Genomic DNA, 16094 nt, shown 5'->3' on the forward strand with positions numbered 1-16094 from the left:
TTGTTTGGACTCAAGTAACGGCGATCAGGCCTCAAAAAAAGATAAAAAATGGTTCCAACCACAATGAAGACAACTGGAGACGTCAAATGGATATTGAAAAGTAGGATTGACATCACTAGCTATACTGACGCTTGCGATCGCATCCAAGTATTGGCCGAAACCCAAACCTCTAGCTACATAATTGCCGCCAACGTCCACGTCGTCATGACAGGGGTCTGGCAATCCGAGTATCAAAAAATTATCAACGAAGCCACTTTGGTGACACCTGATGGCATGCCCTTAGTTTGGGTTATGCGGCAATTAGGAAGTGACAGCCAATCTAGAGTTTACGGGCCAGACTTAATGTTGGCTTGGTGTGAGCGAGCAGCTGAGAAAAACCTTCCCATATACCTATATGGAGGGACCGAAGATATGCTCAAAAAACTAACCGAGAATTTGAATCAAAAATTCCCCACCTTGGAAATAGCAGGTTTCTATTCGCCTCCCTTTCGGCCATTAACTCCAGAAGAGGAACAGCAAGATTGCGATCGCATCAACGCATCAGGTGCATCGGTTGTTTTTGTTGCCCTTGGTTGCCCCAAGCAAGAACAATGGATGGCTCGTCAACAGGGCAGAATAAACGCCGTGATGATTGGTGTAGGAGCTGCATTCAGTTTCCATAGTGGTGAAGTTAAGCAGTCTCCCCGATGGATGATGCAGCTCGGTCTAGAGTGGTTGTACCGATTTTGCGTTGAGCCGCGAAGACTTTGGCGTCGTTATCTAATCAACAACCCCATGTTTATACTTCTAGTGAGTCAACAGTTGCTTAAACACAAATTCCAACGCCAACAAAAACAAGCTTAGGTATTGCGTTGCTTGGCAACTCCTTGAGAAGAATTAAGGTTAAAGAGCATATTGAGTGATTGCATGGCCTTGCGGCGAACTTCAATATCTTGCTGAGCTCGAAGTTGAACCATGGGATCGTGCAGAATCTTGTTGACGATGCCTCGGGTCAAGGCTTCGATCACTTCTTGGTGTTTTTCGGCAAACTCTGTGCCCAGACGAGAAAGCGCTTTTTCTAATTCTTGCTCTCGAATGGATTCTACCTTCGTTCTTAAGCTACTGATGGTGGGTACTGTCTCTAGGGAACGCCACCAGACATCAAAACTAGCCACCTCTTCTTCTAAGAGAGATTCTGCTTCTATAGCCATTTGTCTTCGGCTCTCTTGGTTTTGAGCAACGACTGCTTTTAAATCATCTACATTGAACGCATGGACTTGCGTCAATTCATTTACATTGCTGTGAACGTTCCGGGGTACGGAAATATCGAAGATCATGCAGGATTGACGATCACAGACGATGGGCTCTAGGATGTCGCGATCTAACAAGGGTTCAGTTGCAGCCGTACTAGTAAAAATTAAATCAGAAACGGATAAGACTTCCTGCATGTCAGTTAAAGTATGCAGCTTCAGGTCAGCACTCTGAAATTGACTGGCCAGCTGCTCAGCTCCCTTCATCGACCGATTTAAGATCGTGATTTGATTGGCCCCTTTACTGAGCAGATGTTTGACCAATAAGCGAGACATTTTGCCTGCGCCGATAATGGCAACCCGATGGGCTGACAAATTTTCGGTCTTCATCTGGGCAAGTTCTACTGCCGCCGAACTGATTGATACTGCTCCTGTGCCGATACTGGTTTCTGTTCGGACTCGCTTACCAGCAGAAATCGCCTGTTTGAATAAGCGATTGAGAATAGGGCCAGCGCCGCTGTATTTTTGACTCATTTTGTGAGTTTGCTTCACTTGAGCCAAAATTTGTCCTTCTCCCAAAACTAAGCTATCTAGCCCGGCGGACACGCGCATCAAATGCATAACAGCATCTTGATGGAGAAGGATGAACAAATGCTGACGGAGTTCCAATAGAGGAATTTGACTCCACTCTGATAGGAACTGCGTCAGCTCACGAATACCGTCATCGGTTTCTTGCGCAACCACATAAACTTCCATGCGGTTACAGGTACTCAAAATGGCAACTTCTTCTAAATGAGGATAACTCCTTAATTGAGAGGTAGCCTTTTCTTTCACATCATCGGGAATGCTGAGTTTTTCTCGCACATCCACTGGCGCTGTTTTATGACTTAAACCGACAACCGCAATATTCATGTGTCCTCCTTCTCTGTTTATTTAGCCGTTTCGTTTGAGAGATTCAAACTTCAGAACATAGAGGCAATTGCCTAATGTAACTGGAGTGCCTTAGGACGTTTAGGCGTTTCAAACATATGGACGGTGTCAACAAATCGGGCGGTTTTAGACTGAGTAGAAATAACAAGGGATTGTGTTCTTGCACCCCCGCCAAAGAAGCGAACTCCTTTCATCAAGGTTCCTGGGGTAATGCCACAGGCGGCAAACAGAACGGTTTCACCACAGGCTAATTCCTCAGCTGTGTAGACCTTATCTGGGTCGTTAATACCCATGTCCTTGAGGCGAGCTAGGTTGCTTTCCTTGCTCTCACCAATCAAACCTGTTTTGACGATGTCGGGATCGTAAATAAGTTGGCCTTGGAAATGCCCACCCAGCGCGCGCATCGCAGCAGCTGAAATGACGCCTTCAGGTGCAGCACCGATACCCATCAATGCATGGATATTTGTACCAGAAAATGCACAGGAGAGAGCCGCAGAAACATCTCCATCCGTAATCAGAGCAACTCTTGCTCCTGCCTCGCGAATTTCCTTGATCAGGTCATTATGGCGTTCCCGCTTCATGACCACAACGACCAATTCCTCGATGTTGCGGTCCAGACATTTGGCCAAAATTTGTAGGTTTTCTGTTGCGGATTTATTGATATCCACTTTGCCTTTGGCCGCAGGGGGAGCAGCCAACTTCTTCATATAGAAATCAGGGGCTTCAAATAACCCACCTTTCTCGGAAATTGCGAGGACAGCCATGGAGCCGTTCTGACCGTAAGCGACCAAATTGGTCCCTTCGCAGGGGTCCACTGCAATATCGATCTCCATCAACTCATCGGGGTTGCATACTTCGGCGGCATCAGGCTGGGTACAAATGCCCAACTCTTCGCCAATAAATAGCATAGGGGCATCATCTCTTTCCCCTTCTCCAATAACGATGCGGCCTCGCATATGGATTTTGTTCATGCGATCGCGCATGGCTTCAACTGCAACATGGTCGGCAGTATCTTTCTCTCCTTTTCCCATCCATCGAGCTGAGGCAATGGCTGCTTGTTCAACCACCTCAATGATTTCTAGGCCGATAACGTTATCCACGCAAAGATTCCTCCTAAATGCCTGACTATGTCTCGCGTCTGTGTCTTAAAGTAACTGCTACTTTATTTGTTTTGTATCTTTAAGTACTAGTTTACAAGTCTATCAGACCGCTGTTACACGCTTATAGAGGTTTTCTAAAGGAATTTGCATTTAATTTTTCCTTACTCTGCTTTAAGGCGATTTAATAGTGCTTGGGTCAGCAGATTTTAACGAGGATGAGTTTGATGAAACTAGCTGTGAACAGTGTGTTGGGGCATGCTTTATGGGGTAATAGAGGCGGCAAAGTCTTGAACTAATTCTAAGGCCTGCGGATTAATTTCATGGGCCATCGGGAACTCTTGATATTGAACTGACACACCGGCTTGGCGCAGGACTTGGTCCGTTGTTTGTGCCGCTTTAAGGGGAACGACTGGATCGTTTTGACCATGAACTAAGAGTACGGGTGGGGTATTCGGATTCAATAAAGCTGCAATAGAAGGATGTAAATAGCCACTGAGGCAAATTAACCCAGCCAAGGGTAAGCGGGCACCGATATCTAGGGTCATGGCGCCGCCCTGGGAGAATCCAGCCAGAATCATCCGTTCTAAAGGGACCTGAGTCTCTATGGCTAAGGCTTGTAGCCAATCCAAGAGAAGTTGACGACTTTCAGGTAAGCCTGCTTGGGTATTGAGGTCGTACCACATAAAACCGCCAGGGGCATGAGGATGGGGTAGTGGGGCGTTGGGAAAACAAAATTGATAGGTTGGCAAATTGAGATAGGGCGCAAGTGATGCGAGATCTTCAGCGTTAGATCCCCATCCATGTAAACCCACGAAAAGACCAGCGGGCGGTTGGCCTGTGGTAGGTGTTAGAGTGATTACCGAGAGTGACACAGTTCGTGTTCTGAAAAGAAACACCCTTCATTGTTTCACATCGTTGTTAGACGCTGAGATCCATCCCATGTTAGGACGCAAACTGGCAGGACGCTATTCCGTTGTTAAACCCTTAGCTGAAGGTGGCTTTGGCGAGACGTTCTTAGCTGAAGATACCCATTTGCCCGACTCCCCTCAATGTGTGGTGAAGAAGCTTAAAACAGGTTCCCATGAGCCTGCTTTGCTGCATACCGTGCGCCGACTATTTGATTCGGAAGCAAAGGTGTTGCACCAGCTAGGGGATCATCCTCAAATTCCTCGTTTGCTGGCTCACTTTGAAGATGGAGAAGAATTCTACCTAGCGGAAGAATATGTAGAAGGAGAAAGTCTTGCAGACGAGCTGGTTCCAGGCCAACAGTCAGATGAAGAAACGGCGATTGCACTGCTCCATGACATCCTGGAGGTGTTGTCCTTTGTACATGAGCAGCAAGTCATTCATCGGGATATTAAGCCCTCTAATTTAATTCGGCGTCAGAGCGATCGCAAGCTTGTATTGATTGATTTTGGGGCGGTGAAACAGGTCACCACTCAGATTGCGGAATCTGCAACCCAAATGCCCCGCACTGTCCTGATTGGTACGTCGGGATATATGCCTAGTGAACAATTCCGGGGACAACCCCGCCTATGTAGTGATGTCTATGCGGTGGGAATCATTGCCCTGCAAGCATTGACTGGTTTACGTCCTTCTTTTGGCGAGCTGCCAGAAGATGAAAATACGGGAGAAATTGCCTGGCGCGATCGCGTTTCCGTATCGCCAGCCTTTGCAACCTTATTAGAAAAGATGGTGCTTTACGATTACCGGCAGCGGTATCGGTCTGCGAATGATGCCTTATTGGCGGTTCAAAGTTTAATGGCAGCTCGAGCGGCAGAAGCAGCACCGCCCCCTCCCCTGGATAATTTGCCTGAAACCGTTGTCAATCCTCGTAATGGTGCTGAACGTCCTGTTCAACCCTTACCTGCTGTTGAAAATACCGTTCGGCAATTAGAAACGACGGCCCAAACAGACAATACCGTTCAGCAATTAGAAACAACGGCTCAGCAATCCACCAATATTCCCAATGCAGTTACCTCTAATGGTGCGCCGCAAATAGGAGATACCTCTCAACAGGCTGATCCCAACCCCACGACGCCACAGGTGCCTGTGACAAATCCTGCCGATGCAATCGACGCAATGCCCCCAGAAACTGTTGCGGTCTCTCCTAGATCGCAACAGACCGCTTGGTTGAGCCGAACTAAAGTATTGACTGGGGGATTCGTTGCGCTGCTAATGGGGGGGACGGCGTTGGCTTTCACCTCACCCCATATCCAAGCCGTTTGCACTGTCTTAAATAACTGCTCTCAGGACATTCAATTTCAAGCAACCTTCGACGAAGCTGTTGATGATGCCAAAGCTGCTGAAACTCGCAATCAGCAGGCAAAAACGGTTGCTGATCTCCAATCGGCCCAGAAAGAAATGGATGAAGCTATTGCGGAGTTAAACAAGATTCCTAAAAACGTCAAGGTATACGATGAGGCGAAAAAGGCTTTAGCTGAGTACCAATCTGAGAGCAAAGCCATAACGACTCGGATTGAGACAGAAAATAAAGCAGACGAAACCTTCAAGAAGGCAACGACCATTGCCCAAGCGGTGCAAAAGAAGGCGAAAAGTGAAGACTCTGTTTCTACCCTCGATCAACACAAAGTAGAATGGGAAAAGGCCATCAAACTGCTCAAGGATGTTCCCAAAGACACCCTGGTTGCATCACGGGTTGAAGCGAAGCAAAAAGACTTTGACAAGCAACTTAAAGCTCTGAAGGAACAGCGGCAAAAGAAAATTGCGGCTGCTGCAGAGGCTCAGCGAAAATTAGAAGCCGCTCAAGCCGCATCAGTGCCGGCTCGACCTTCCCCGGCTTATGTGCCACCCCAACGATCGACTTATGTACCCCCTCGCCCAGCCCCGGCCCCTGCGGTAAGGCCAGCCCCTAGGCCAGCTCCACGCCCAGCTCCTGCCCCCGCCCCACGACGGCAAGAACCCCTTTGGGGACCTGGCTCAGGTCAGCAAAAAAATAATGAACCACTATGGTAATTTAGGTTGCCAACAATTGGCAGGGGGATATAAAAGAGGTAATCTTAACTCACTGCGCAGAATACAAGATTCTGACACAGTGAGTTTGGGAGCAGCAGGTCTGGGATAAACTTTTAGGCTTATCCCAGAACCTTCCGGTTCTAGAATGCCCATCGAAAGCTATGTAACGACAAAACGATTAAAAGGTCTCATCAACAACAGGGACTTAGTTCCGGTAGGAAGTTGATGATCTGTTGGGAATCTCCCATTACACATCATTCCTAAGGTGTGATGCCAAAATCATATTCAATATTTTACTAGGACGCATCGCTTGGCGGGTTGTCTCCGAATCCGGCAAGTAATACCCACCAATCTCTGTTGGATGACCTTGGAAGGCATTAAGCTCAGCTACAATAGCCCCTTCGTTGTTGCTTAGTTGTTGGAATAAGTCCGTAAACAGAGTTTTGAAGGCAACATTTTGATCTTGTTCGGCCAAGGCTTGGGCCCAATAGAGGGCTAAATAGAAATGGCTACCCCGGTTGTCTAATTCATGAACAGAACGGGAAGGAGATTTAGTCTGTTCTAAATATTGGCTATTCGCCTGGTTGAGGGCGTTAGCTAGGGCTAGAGCATTTTGGTTGCTGGTTTTATTTCCCACATCTTCCAGGGTTGCAGCCAAGGCCAGAAATTCTCCTAAAGAATCCCACCGTAAATGTCCTTCCGCCAGAAATTGTTGAACATGCTTGGGGGCAGAGCCACCCGCGCCGGTTTCAAATAAGCCTCCTCCTGCTAGCAAAGGCACAATGGATAACATTTTGGCACTTGTACCTAGCTCTAGAATTGGAAATAGATCCGTTAGATAGTCTCTTAAGACGTTCCCGGTAGCCGATATGACGTCTTTGCCGACTTTAATCTGTTCACAGGTAAAGCGCATGGCATCGACGGGAGACAAAATGCGAATATCTAAATCCGTAATGTCATGTTGAGGTAGGTATTTCTGCACCTTCTGGATAAGGTTAGCGTCATGGGCACGATCTGCATCTAACCAAAAAACGGTCGGAGAACCTGTGGCTCTGGCTCGATTGACTGCTAGTTTGACCCAGTCTTGGATCGGAATATCTTTGGTTTGGCACATGCGCCAAATGTCCCCTTTCTGGACCGAGTGCTCCATTAAAATTTGACCTGTTTGATCCATCACATGGACAGTCCCGTTGGCAGGAATTTCAAAGGTCTTATCATGGGAGCCGTATTCTTCGGCCTTCTGAGCCATTAGCCCTACATTGGCGACATTTCCCATCGTCTGGACATCAAAAGCGCCATGCTCTTGGCAGAATTTGATGCACTCCTGATACATGGTTGCGTAACTGCGATCTGGAATCATCGCTTTCGTATCATGGAGCTGGCCATCAGGTCCCCACATTTTGCCGGAGTTCCGAATGGCAGCTGCCATAGACGCATCAATGATGATATCGCTGGGGACATGGAAATTCGATATGCCCTTCTCAGCATTGACCATTGCCAGTGGGGGGCGGGTTTGGTGGGCCAATTCAAAAGCGGTTGTGATGGCTGATCGCTCTGCATCAGGCAAGGTTTGAATCTTGGCAAAAAGATCGCCTAATCCATTGTTTGGATTGACCCCAAGGGTATGAAACGTATCGGCATTTTCAGTAAACACATCCTTGTAGTAAGCGGTTATGGCATGGCCAAACAAGATTGGGTCGGAGACTTTCATCATGGTTGCCTTGACATGTAAAGACAAGAGAATGTCTTCAGTCTTGGCGGCAGTGATCTCCTGCTCATAAAAGGCTTTTAACGCGTGTATCCGCATCACTGCCGCGTCAATGACTTCACCTGCAAGAACAGGGATATTCTCTTTCAAAACTTCCAGAGAATGGTCCTCTTTAACTAACTGAATTTTGACGTTTCCTGTTTGGCTAATCACAACGGATTGTTCGGTGCCATAAAAGTCACCTTCATCCATATGAGCCACATGGGATTTTGAGCTGGATGTCCAAGGACCCACAGAATGAGGATTCTTCTGGGCATATTGTTTGACGGCTGCAGCGACTCGCCGATCTGAATTCCCTTCCCTTAAAACTGGATTAACAGCACTGCCAAGGACTTTGGCATAGCGGTTTTTGACAGCGATTTCCTGCTCAGTTTGAGGATTGGCTGGGTAGTCAGGAATGTTATACCCTTTGCCTTGTAACTCCTGAATGGCAGCCGTTAGTTGGGGGATAGAGGCACTGATGTTGGGAAGCTTAATGATGATAGCTTCAGGGGTCTTTGCCAAATCTCCTAAGTAAGAAAGGGCATCGGGTCGTTTCTGGTTAGTAGTTAGCTTCTCGGGAAAATTAGCAATAATTCGTCCCGCTAGTGAGATATCCCTTGTTTCGATCTCAATATTGGCTGCTTGGGTAAAAACTTTGACAATGGGTAGGAAAGAATAGGTGGCTAAGGCGGGTGCTTCATCCGTGTGGGTGTAGATGATTTTTGTGGCTTTTTTTGGGGACATGTATCTTCTCTAAAAGTTGCAGCACCTTGACCAGCTGTATGGGTAACCTAGTAGTAAGGTGACCAAGCGTTTCCTGATGGAGTATATCAGTGTATCCACCTCAAAGAAGTATTTTGTAGTGGTGTTGCGAGAGCAGAAATGGGGCGATTTGCCCGTGCAGGTGTGAACAAGATTCGGATGATGAACGATCGCGGCTAAAGTCCTAAATTGAGGGGGATAAGTAAATGGGATATCCGGTTGTGTTGATTCGAGAGGGTGAGCTGGGAGCACGGGTGACGAATGCGTTGCAAATGGCCATTTCTGCGACAGGCGTCGACATTGATTGGCAGATTGTCGATACGGAGAGTGAGGGTCAGCAAGGCAGATGGCCTAGCCATATTTTTGATGTTATCCGAAGGGCAAAAACTGCTGTCATTGGACCGTTGATGAGGCCAGATAGTTATCGCCAGATGGAAGCGGATATCCGAGAAAACCTGGACCTTTATGTCAACTTACGGCCCGCAAAAACGATGGTGGGTATTCCCAGCAGCTATCAAAATGTTGATTTAATGATAGTGCGGGAAATGACAGAGGGAATCTATGCTGGCATTGAATTTGAACGAACCTCAGTAGAAGCTGCAGATGCTCGTTCTTTTCTGTCGAAACTGTCTGGCAAACGGATACGAGAAGATGCTGCGGTGGGAATTAAACCGATTTCTGTTAAAGGCTGTGGTCAAATTATTGAATTTGCCTTTAATTATGCGCGAAAGAATGGACGGCATAAAGTGATCGCTGTTCATCAAGCTCATGTGATGGCCCATACGGACGGTCTTTTTCTTGAAATTGCCCGCGATATTGCCCAAGAGTTCCCAGAAATAGAGTTTGAAGATCGAGCCATAGAGGTGATCTGTCGGGAATTAATGCAGAGACCTGACACATTTGATGTGTTAGTGATGCCAAATTTATACGGTGATTTGCTCGCTCATCTCTGTGCTGGCATGGTGGGTGGGCTGAATGTACCGAATGCACATATTGGAGATAAATATGCAGTGTTTGGTACCCAATCAACGGGATTCAGTGAAGTTTGCAACAATCCGACATCGCTGATCCTAGCGGGTGCGTTAATGTTGCAACATTTAGGAGAACAGGATGCGGCTCGGCGGCTACAGGCAGCAGTGGAGACTGTGGTTGGAGATCAAGGCGATACGGCTGCTGACTTGACTCCAGTTGGTTTTGAAGTGGTTGATTCCCAGGCGATGGCCCAAGCCATTACTCAAGCCATTGCTGCTTGAGACCCTAAGCTCCCATCCCTGAGTAATGTTTGATTCCTCGACGCCATAGCCAGCGATTAATTACTAGGCCCAAAATACACCAGGCCAGCATGACCATAAAGCCTCTAGCAACAGGAGTTGGAAGTCCGATTAAGAGGCTGACAGGGAAATAGATAAGATAAGGAAAAGGGGTCCATACCACAACTGCCTGAACCGATTCTGGGAAAAGATCGAGGGGGGCAATCATTCCCGATAGAAATAAATAAAACAAAAACCACAGTTGTTCAATCGCAGTGGCTCGTTCGACCCAAAATGCAAATATGGCAAAGGTGTATTGAATAATGAAGCGCAAAATAAAGGCCAAGACAGTGGCCAAGCATCCCCCAATTAAACCAAGGGGGCTAGGCCACCAAAAGGCTTGAGGATACAGAGCAAAAAATAGGATGACTAATCCTGCCGAAAAGGGAAACCGGGCCAGTCGTTCAGCCACATGGCCCGCGACATGGTGCCATACGGGATCGATGGGTTGTAGCAGGCGAGGGGAGAGTTTGCCTTCGACGACTTCTCGCTCGAAGTCCCAAATCACCCAGACGATCGTGAATTGTCGAACGATGAAGACAGAGATGAAGTAGCGGGCAAAGTCTAGGGCTGTGAGTGAGAATTGCCCCTCTGTGGCTGCTTGAGACCAGACTCCCATCATGATAAGGGGGAGTGAATTGGCTAATACCCATAGCAGCAACTCTGCTCGGTATTCCAACATATAAGCGTAATAGACGGTCAAGAAAGTCGTGATTTTCCGGAGAACAGCACTCATGTGACTTTGCCCGATTGAAAGACTCGCCGAATAATTTCTTCAATGGGTGGGTCTGTGATAGTTAAGTCGAGTACCTGAAGATTGGCCAATATTTTCGAGACGGTGTGGGTAAGGGTTTCCCGAAGGACTAGTAGGCGAATTTCTCGTCCAGCGATCTCTTCGACTTCACCATATTGCCCTAAGGTGATTGGATCGGGCGTTTGCATGAGTTCTAATTTGACTTCCCGATAGGGAGCAAAGCGGTTCATTAACTGATTGAGGACGCCATCATAAATGAGTTGACCTTGATGAATTAAGAGAACGCGATCGCACAGGGCCGTAATATCTGCCATATAGTGGCTGGTCAGCAAAATCGTAGCACCGTAGCGTTGGTTGTATTCCCGCAGAAACTCACGAACGCTGACTTGAGCATTGACATCTAGACCTAGGGTGGGCTCATCAAGAAAGAGAACCTGGGGGCGATGTAAGAGGGCAGCCAGTAGCTCTGCTTTCATCCGCTCCCCCAGGGAAAGTTTGCGCACGGGTTGAGTGAGCTTCCCCCCTAAAGACAGCATCTCCGAGAGTTCATCCACCCGATACTGAAACTCATGGGGGCTGATTTTATAAACTGCTGCGTTGATCCGCAAAGAATCTAAAGCCGGCAAGTCCCACAGTAGTTGCTGCTTTTGCCCCATGACTAAGGTGATCTTTTCTAGGAAGGCAGAGCTGCGTCGGAACGGAATTTGGCCTGCGACTTGTACCTGCCCCCCCGAAGGATGAATCAAACCGGTCAACATTTTTAAGGTTGTGGTTTTGCCTGCACCATTCGGACCTAAAAAGCCAACAACCTCTCCGGGTTCAATCTTAAAGGTGACGGACTGCACCGCTTTGACGAGGCGATGTTGTCGCTGAAAAAAGTGAGATAGAGTGCCTTTGAATCCGGGTTGCTTAATGGCAACTGGATAAACTTTATCAAGATGGTCGCAAGTGATGATGGTCATACCCTTACTGTAGACAAGAAATGCCTGAGTGGCTAAGTAGGGAAAGACTTCTGTTTCGATGCAGGGTCAGCAAGAATTTGTAATATGGTTTGCTGTACCAGGGGATTATTCAACATTTGAATATGGTTGACAGGTAGGATTACGGAGCGACTGCAATCGTCCAGCTGCATTTCCTTTATGGTGAGAATGCCATCATTCACTTCGTTGCCAAAAAAGCTCCAAGTCCCTCGGGGGCCATTCGTCCCCGCAATAATAATATGAGGAATGGCTAAATTAGGGAGTTGCTGGTAAAAGCTGGGGTCCGCTAAATTCTGCAAACATTCTCCTGCTAATGGCGATAAGAGACTCAATCGCTGGGCCAACTGAGCGATACGGGGAGACTGATTGGGCGGTCCCAACAAAATAACTGGGTGGGGTTTGAATGAAGAATGAGGTGCAATGGCAGACCGCACTAACACTGCCCCCATGGAATGGGCAATGATGCCATAGCGGTCTGGTTCTAGCTCTTCTAAACGTTGCTGCAAACGCTCAATAATTTGAGTATAAGATTCGATTTGGGATGAATAGCCAAACAACTCGGTGCGATATCCCGCTTGTTGTAAGTATTGAGATAACCCAAATACAGACAGGGGAGAGCGTCCCAGGCCATGAATTAGCAGTACTTTCATTACTAAATAACGTTCACTGGGAATCGCCCCTATCCATAGGCTTAAAACTTAGCCTAAATCACAGATTTATTCATGAACAAGGGGGACAGGATAGCCATGCTCTTCGATAATCTTATCCCGCTCGGCAGCTTTCAAATCTTCTGCCATCATTTCCTGGACTAATTCTGCAAAGCTAACTTTGGGGACCCATTGGAGTTTCTCCTTCGCTTTCTCAGGACTACCCAGTAAGGTTTCTACTTCTGTGGGGCGATAATAACGCGGATCTACCGCAACAATACAATTCCCTTCTTGGTCATAGCCTTTTTCATCGATGCCTTCCCCTTCCCAGCGAATTTCAATGCCGACTTCTTTGCAGGCAATCGAGACAAAATGGCGGACGCTGTATTGTTGACCGGTGGCAATGACAAAATCTTCGGGTTGGTCTTGCTGGAGCATTAACCATTGCATCTCTACATAGTCCCTGGCATGACCCCAATCTCTTAAGGAGTCCATATTTCCTAAGTACAGACATTTTTGTTTGCCCAGGTAAATCCGTGCGATCGCACGTGTGATCTTCCGGGTTACAAAGGTTTCACCCCGGAGTGGAGATTCATGGTTAAACAAAATTCCATTACAGGCATACATGCCATAGGCTTCGCGATAATTAACCGTAATCCAATAGGCATAGAGTTTGGCAACGGCATAAGGAGAGCGGGGGTAAAAGGGGGTTGTTTCTGTTTGAGGCACCTCTTGTACCAAGCCATATAGCTCAGATGTGGAGGCTTGATAAAATTTGGTTTTTTTCTCCAACCCTAGGATGCGAATGGCTTCCAAAAATCTCAAGGTACCAAGACCATCGACATTGGCGGTATACTCAGGAGTCTCAAATGAGACCGCCACATGGCTTTGGGCAGCTAAGTTATAAATCTCGTCTGGTTGGACTTGTTGCACAATTCGAATGAGATTGGTCGAATCAGTTAAGTCGCCGTAGTGCAGGAAAAAGCGTCGCTCTTTCTCGTGGGGGTCTTGATATAAGTGATCAATTCGATCGGTATTGAAGAGAGAAGCGCGTCTTTTAATCCCATGAACGTGATAGCCTTTGGCCAATAATAGCTCTGCCAAATAAGCTCCATCTTGACCCGTAATACCGGTAATGAGGGCGACTTTTGCCATGAAATTTGTCCTATGTGTGATTCAACTGTGCTGCTAATACAAGTGAATGGTTTTGATCCTATTGCCAAATGGTTCAGGGATTGAGTGTATGCGGTCAATAGGTATTCTGGAGAACAGTGTTTTTGTAATAATGCTGCAAAATTTGTTGGTAGGTATTCCCTCGCTGGGCAAGGGCCAAAGCGCCCCACTGGCTCATCCCTAACCCATGACCATGGCCGCGTCCGCTAATGGTGAAGCCGGGGGGCTTACTGGGCAAAGTTTGAGCTTGACTCGCCACTAGATCAGATTGGGGGACAACCTGAAATAAGGTACTTTTCAATTTCAGGGTTCGGCGAAATTCACGCCCTTTCATCAATTTTGTCCCCTGTTCTCCAACAATTTTGATGTGTTTGACACGGCCATGGGCCGTAGCTCCTTGAGGGGTCATAGAAAGAATATTACCCAGTCCGGAGAGTTTTTGCTGCAGCTGTGCTTGAGAAAAGTTCACAGACCATTGAAAGTTAGGCGCTTCTTGGTCAAAATCAGGAACGCCTCTCAAATAGGGGATAACGCCGCTGAATACTTGCTCGGAGTTTTCTGTATGGCCACCAGAATTTGCATGGAACAAGGCTTCAACAATATTGCCTTGATAGGTCAACACTTGCCCCGCCGTGGTTCGAACCGCTGATCGAGTGCTTTCTGCTTCACCATCGATACCGCCATAAACCTGATCTTTGGTGGTATTGACCAAGTCGTAGAGGGGGTTTTTTTGTTTGCCTTTTCGATATAGGGCAAAGGAACGGGCCGCTACGGATTGAGCCTTTAATGCTTCTTGGGGCCACGTTCTAGGCATTTCTTTGCCAATGACCCCTGCTAGATAGTCTTCCAAATCCACTTCATTAATCACTGATATGCCTTGGGCGGTCGTGATTAATCGAACTTGACCTCGATACCATCGATCTTTGATGTAAACAAAACCATCTTCGGAGGGTTCGATGGAAAGTTGCCATCCTTTTTTGCCAAAGAAGGTGACGGCTCCAGGCGTTGATTTAGCGAAGAAACCTTCTAAGGCCGGTAACGCTCCTACCGTTGTCCCTTGGCCATTGACGATGTTGGCGGAGGTGGAACTCCCAATAACTACATCTTCTTGTCCCTGTAATAGGGCGACACGTAACTCTAATGCGATCGCAGGACTCGCAACTAGAGACAACAGCAGGGATAAGCATCCCACAGGAAATGACAGATAGCGATGAAGTTTGAACTGTGATGCCGAAAGCATAGGCCAATGATGAACTGAGGAATTGAGCAATGTAACCAGGAATGGCACTGACAACGGAGTGTTTAATCCCCCTTTGCCCTCAAAGAAGTTTGACATCATACGAGTCTTAACCTGCATGATTTTATGACAGGCTGACGGGTAGGTAAAGTCAAAATATTTAGCTGCAAGGAGGAAAATACCTTCATTCATGACTGCCTACAGCAGGGAAAGTTGCCCTTTTGGTCACTATTCTCAAATTTTCGTTCAAATTATAGTTGCTAATGGATGACACCTAAAGTCTTTGGTCTTGGGCGTTGAGCAATCATAAAGGTTTAGCTTTTTCCCAACAACGTGAATAATGCCTCTCCTTTGCAGCTTTTTCAAGGTATGAACCCGTTAGAGAGAGGGTGAGTGGCCCAACCGCATTTGGGTTAACGGATGCCATGGGTGGCATGGAAATCACTTTGCACCTTTTTAGTGAGTCGTTGGGATATTTGTCGAACAATCTGTTGTAGCAACTTATCACCTGCCCCTTGAATCATTTTGCGAGGGAGACGGAGAATAAATTGAGGAAACACAATAGCAACGTCTAAAGCCAAGTCCCATTCCACAGAGGTTTGGGGGGTGGATGAATTGGCTTTAGCATCAGAGGTCTCGTTTAGATACATTGCAGCTTGAAAATCGACTTGATAGCAGTGATCAAACTTGTTCTGGACAGGGATAGTTGTAATCCGGTAAACCCCTTCCTCTTGAGGAAGGAGCTCTAAGCCAATTTGGGGCTCCACTTCAAACCCAAAGGAGCCATACCGCCCCAAGGAAAGAATATACCCATTACTGCCGACGGGCTCTACCTTCATGGGATGGGCACATCGACAGAACCAGCCTTGATGAGCATCCAAATAGGCCATTACCGTTGCTTTGTCAGCTTTAAGGTCCATTTGGCCTTTGAACTGATTCTTGAAATGGAGGGCTTGCGACAATCCAGTTTCAAGTTCGGGATTAGTGACAGAGACAAATTGTACAAATCTTGATGAAGATTCTGACTGACTTAAACATCCCGCTTCAGGACATGGAACAAGCTGCTTCTCGATATCTTGCTGCGTATTGGATGATTGCATCTGTCTACCTATGACTCCGTCTTCAAAACCCTCATTCTTTAGGATCGACCAATTCCATTTAAATTTCGACAGTCGTCGAAAAATTATTTTTTGGAATTTTAGTGTAGTTTCTGAAGAAGAAACATTCGAACCGGCGAGAGAGTCTA

General features: G+C 47.1%; 13 protein-coding genes. 3 read left to right on the top strand and 10 right to left on the bottom strand.

All coding sequences use genetic code 11. The features are described 5' to 3' along the window. Nucleotides 1–48: 48 nt before the first annotated feature. Nucleotides 49–843, top strand: coding sequence for a WecB/TagA/CpsF family glycosyltransferase (locus I1H34_RS11795; RefSeq protein WP_249370032.1), 795 nt, complete (start codon nt 49–51; stop codon nt 841–843). On the opposite strand, the gene I1H34_RS11800 is transcribed toward I1H34_RS11795, so the two are convergent. The 3 genes from I1H34_RS11800 to I1H34_RS11810 all read right to left on the bottom strand — a co-directional run bounded on the left by I1H34_RS11800 (nt 840) and on the right by I1H34_RS11810 (nt 4131). Further along, entirely contained in the window at nt 840–2141 is a 1302-nt protein-coding gene (locus I1H34_RS11800) for a glutamyl-tRNA reductase (RefSeq protein ID WP_212665793.1), read from the bottom strand. The two genes, I1H34_RS11795 and I1H34_RS11800, sit on opposite strands and share 4 nt — an antisense overlap. A gap of 71 nt (nt 2142–2212) precedes the next feature. Next, nucleotides 2213–3259, bottom strand: coding sequence for a class II fructose-bisphosphatase (glpX, locus tag I1H34_RS11805; RefSeq protein ID WP_212665794.1), 1047 nt, complete (start codon nt 3257–3259; stop codon nt 2213–2215). A gap of 260 nt (nt 3260–3519) precedes the next feature. Continuing rightward, entirely contained in the window at nt 3520–4131 is a 612-nt protein-coding gene (locus tag I1H34_RS11810) for an alpha/beta hydrolase (protein ID WP_212665795.1), read from the bottom strand. A 67-nt stretch (nt 4132–4198) separates the two neighbouring features. Here I1H34_RS11810 and I1H34_RS11815 point away from each other — a divergent pair, with 67 nt between their 5' ends. Next, on the top strand, nt 4199–6235 hold the full coding sequence (locus I1H34_RS11815; protein WP_212665796.1) for a serine/threonine-protein kinase: 2037 nt from the start codon (nt 4199–4201) through the stop codon (nt 6233–6235). A gap of 247 nt (nt 6236–6482) precedes the next feature. Here I1H34_RS11815 and I1H34_RS11820 read toward each other — a convergent pair whose 3' ends face one another. Beyond that, nucleotides 6483–8729 carry an NADP-dependent isocitrate dehydrogenase gene (locus I1H34_RS11820; RefSeq protein ID WP_212665797.1) on the bottom strand — a complete coding sequence of 749 codons (2247 nt, stop codon included), beginning with the start codon at nt 8727–8729 and terminating at the stop codon, nt 6483–6485. 224 nt (nt 8730–8953) lie between these two features. On the opposite strand from I1H34_RS11820, the gene I1H34_RS11825 reads away from it, so the two are divergent. Further along, nucleotides 8954–10000: an isocitrate/isopropylmalate family dehydrogenase gene (locus I1H34_RS11825; RefSeq protein WP_212665798.1), complete on the top strand. Its 1047-nt coding sequence runs from the start codon at nt 8954–8956 to the stop codon at nt 9998–10000. 4 nt (nt 10001–10004) lie between these two features. On the opposite strand, the gene I1H34_RS11830 is transcribed toward I1H34_RS11825, so the two are convergent. The 6 genes from I1H34_RS11830 to I1H34_RS11855 form a co-directional block, all read right to left on the bottom strand. Beyond that, nucleotides 10005–10793, bottom strand: a complete 789-nt coding sequence (locus tag I1H34_RS11830) for an ABC transporter permease (protein ID WP_212665799.1) — start codon at nt 10791–10793, stop codon at nt 10005–10007. Continuing rightward, on the bottom strand, nt 10790–11773 hold the full coding sequence (locus tag I1H34_RS11835) for an ABC transporter ATP-binding protein (RefSeq protein ID WP_212665800.1): 984 nt from the start codon (nt 11771–11773) through the stop codon (nt 10790–10792). The genes I1H34_RS11830 and I1H34_RS11835 overlap by 4 nt, the downstream gene beginning before the upstream one ends. A gap of 32 nt (nt 11774–11805) precedes the next feature. Then, nucleotides 11806–12441 (bottom strand): esterase/lipase family protein, encoded by a 636-nt coding sequence (locus tag I1H34_RS11840; RefSeq protein WP_212665801.1) that lies wholly within the window; start codon nt 12439–12441, stop codon nt 11806–11808. Between the two features lie 66 nt (nt 12442–12507). Beyond that, nucleotides 12508–13593: a GDP-mannose 4,6-dehydratase gene (gene gmd / locus I1H34_RS11845; RefSeq protein WP_212665802.1), complete on the bottom strand. Its 1086-nt coding sequence runs from the start codon at nt 13591–13593 to the stop codon at nt 12508–12510. Nucleotides 13594–13687: 94 nt separating this feature from the next. Further along, the gene (locus I1H34_RS11850; RefSeq protein ID WP_212665803.1) at nt 13688–14851 is read right to left on the bottom strand and encodes a SpoIID/LytB domain-containing protein; all 1164 of its coding nucleotides are present in this window, start codon (nt 14849–14851) and stop codon (nt 13688–13690) included. A 410-nt stretch (nt 14852–15261) separates the two neighbouring features. Next, the gene (locus I1H34_RS11855; protein WP_212665804.1) at nt 15262–15948 is read right to left on the bottom strand and encodes a DUF1997 domain-containing protein; all 687 of its coding nucleotides are present in this window, start codon (nt 15946–15948) and stop codon (nt 15262–15264) included. Between the last annotated feature and the right edge of the window lie 146 nt (nt 15949–16094).

This window comes from Acaryochloris marina S15 (assembly GCF_018336915.1).
Taxonomy (GTDB): Bacteria; Cyanobacteriota; Cyanobacteriia; order Thermosynechococcales; family Thermosynechococcaceae; genus Acaryochloris; species Acaryochloris marina_A.

Bases quoted from the DNA above. Each gene is read 5' to 3' on its own strand.
- I1H34_RS11795 (WP_249370032.1), top strand. From the start codon at position 49: ATGGTTCCAACCACAATGAAGACAACTGGAGACGTCAAATGGATATTG.
- I1H34_RS11800 (WP_212665793.1), bottom strand. From the start codon at position 2,141: ATGAATATTGCGGTTGTCGGTTTAAGTCATAAAACAGCGCCAGTGGAT.
- I1H34_RS11815 (WP_212665796.1), top strand. From the start codon at position 4,199: ATGTTAGGACGCAAACTGGCAGGACGCTATTCCGTTGTTAAACCCTTA.
- I1H34_RS11830 (WP_212665799.1), bottom strand. From the start codon at position 10,793: ATGAGTGCTGTTCTCCGGAAAATCACGACTTTCTTGACCGTCTATTAC.
- I1H34_RS11825 (WP_212665798.1), top strand. From the start codon at position 8,954: ATGGGATATCCGGTTGTGTTGATTCGAGAGGGTGAGCTGGGAGCACGG.
- I1H34_RS11840 (WP_212665801.1), bottom strand. From the start codon at position 12,441: ATGAAAGTACTGCTAATTCATGGCCTGGGACGCTCTCCCCTGTCTGTA.
- I1H34_RS11835 (WP_212665800.1), bottom strand. From the start codon at position 11,773: ATGACCATCATCACTTGCGACCATCTTGATAAAGTTTATCCAGTTGCC.
- I1H34_RS11855 (WP_212665804.1), bottom strand. From the start codon at position 15,948: ATGCAATCATCCAATACGCAGCAAGATATCGAGAAGCAGCTTGTTCCA.
- gmd (WP_212665802.1), bottom strand. From the start codon at position 13,593: ATGGCAAAAGTCGCCCTCATTACCGGTATTACGGGTCAAGATGGAGCT.
- I1H34_RS11850 (WP_212665803.1), bottom strand. From the start codon at position 14,851: ATGCTTTCGGCATCACAGTTCAAACTTCATCGCTATCTGTCATTTCCT.
- I1H34_RS11820 (WP_212665797.1), bottom strand. From the start codon at position 8,729: ATGTCCCCAAAAAAAGCCACAAAAATCATCTACACCCACACGGATGAA.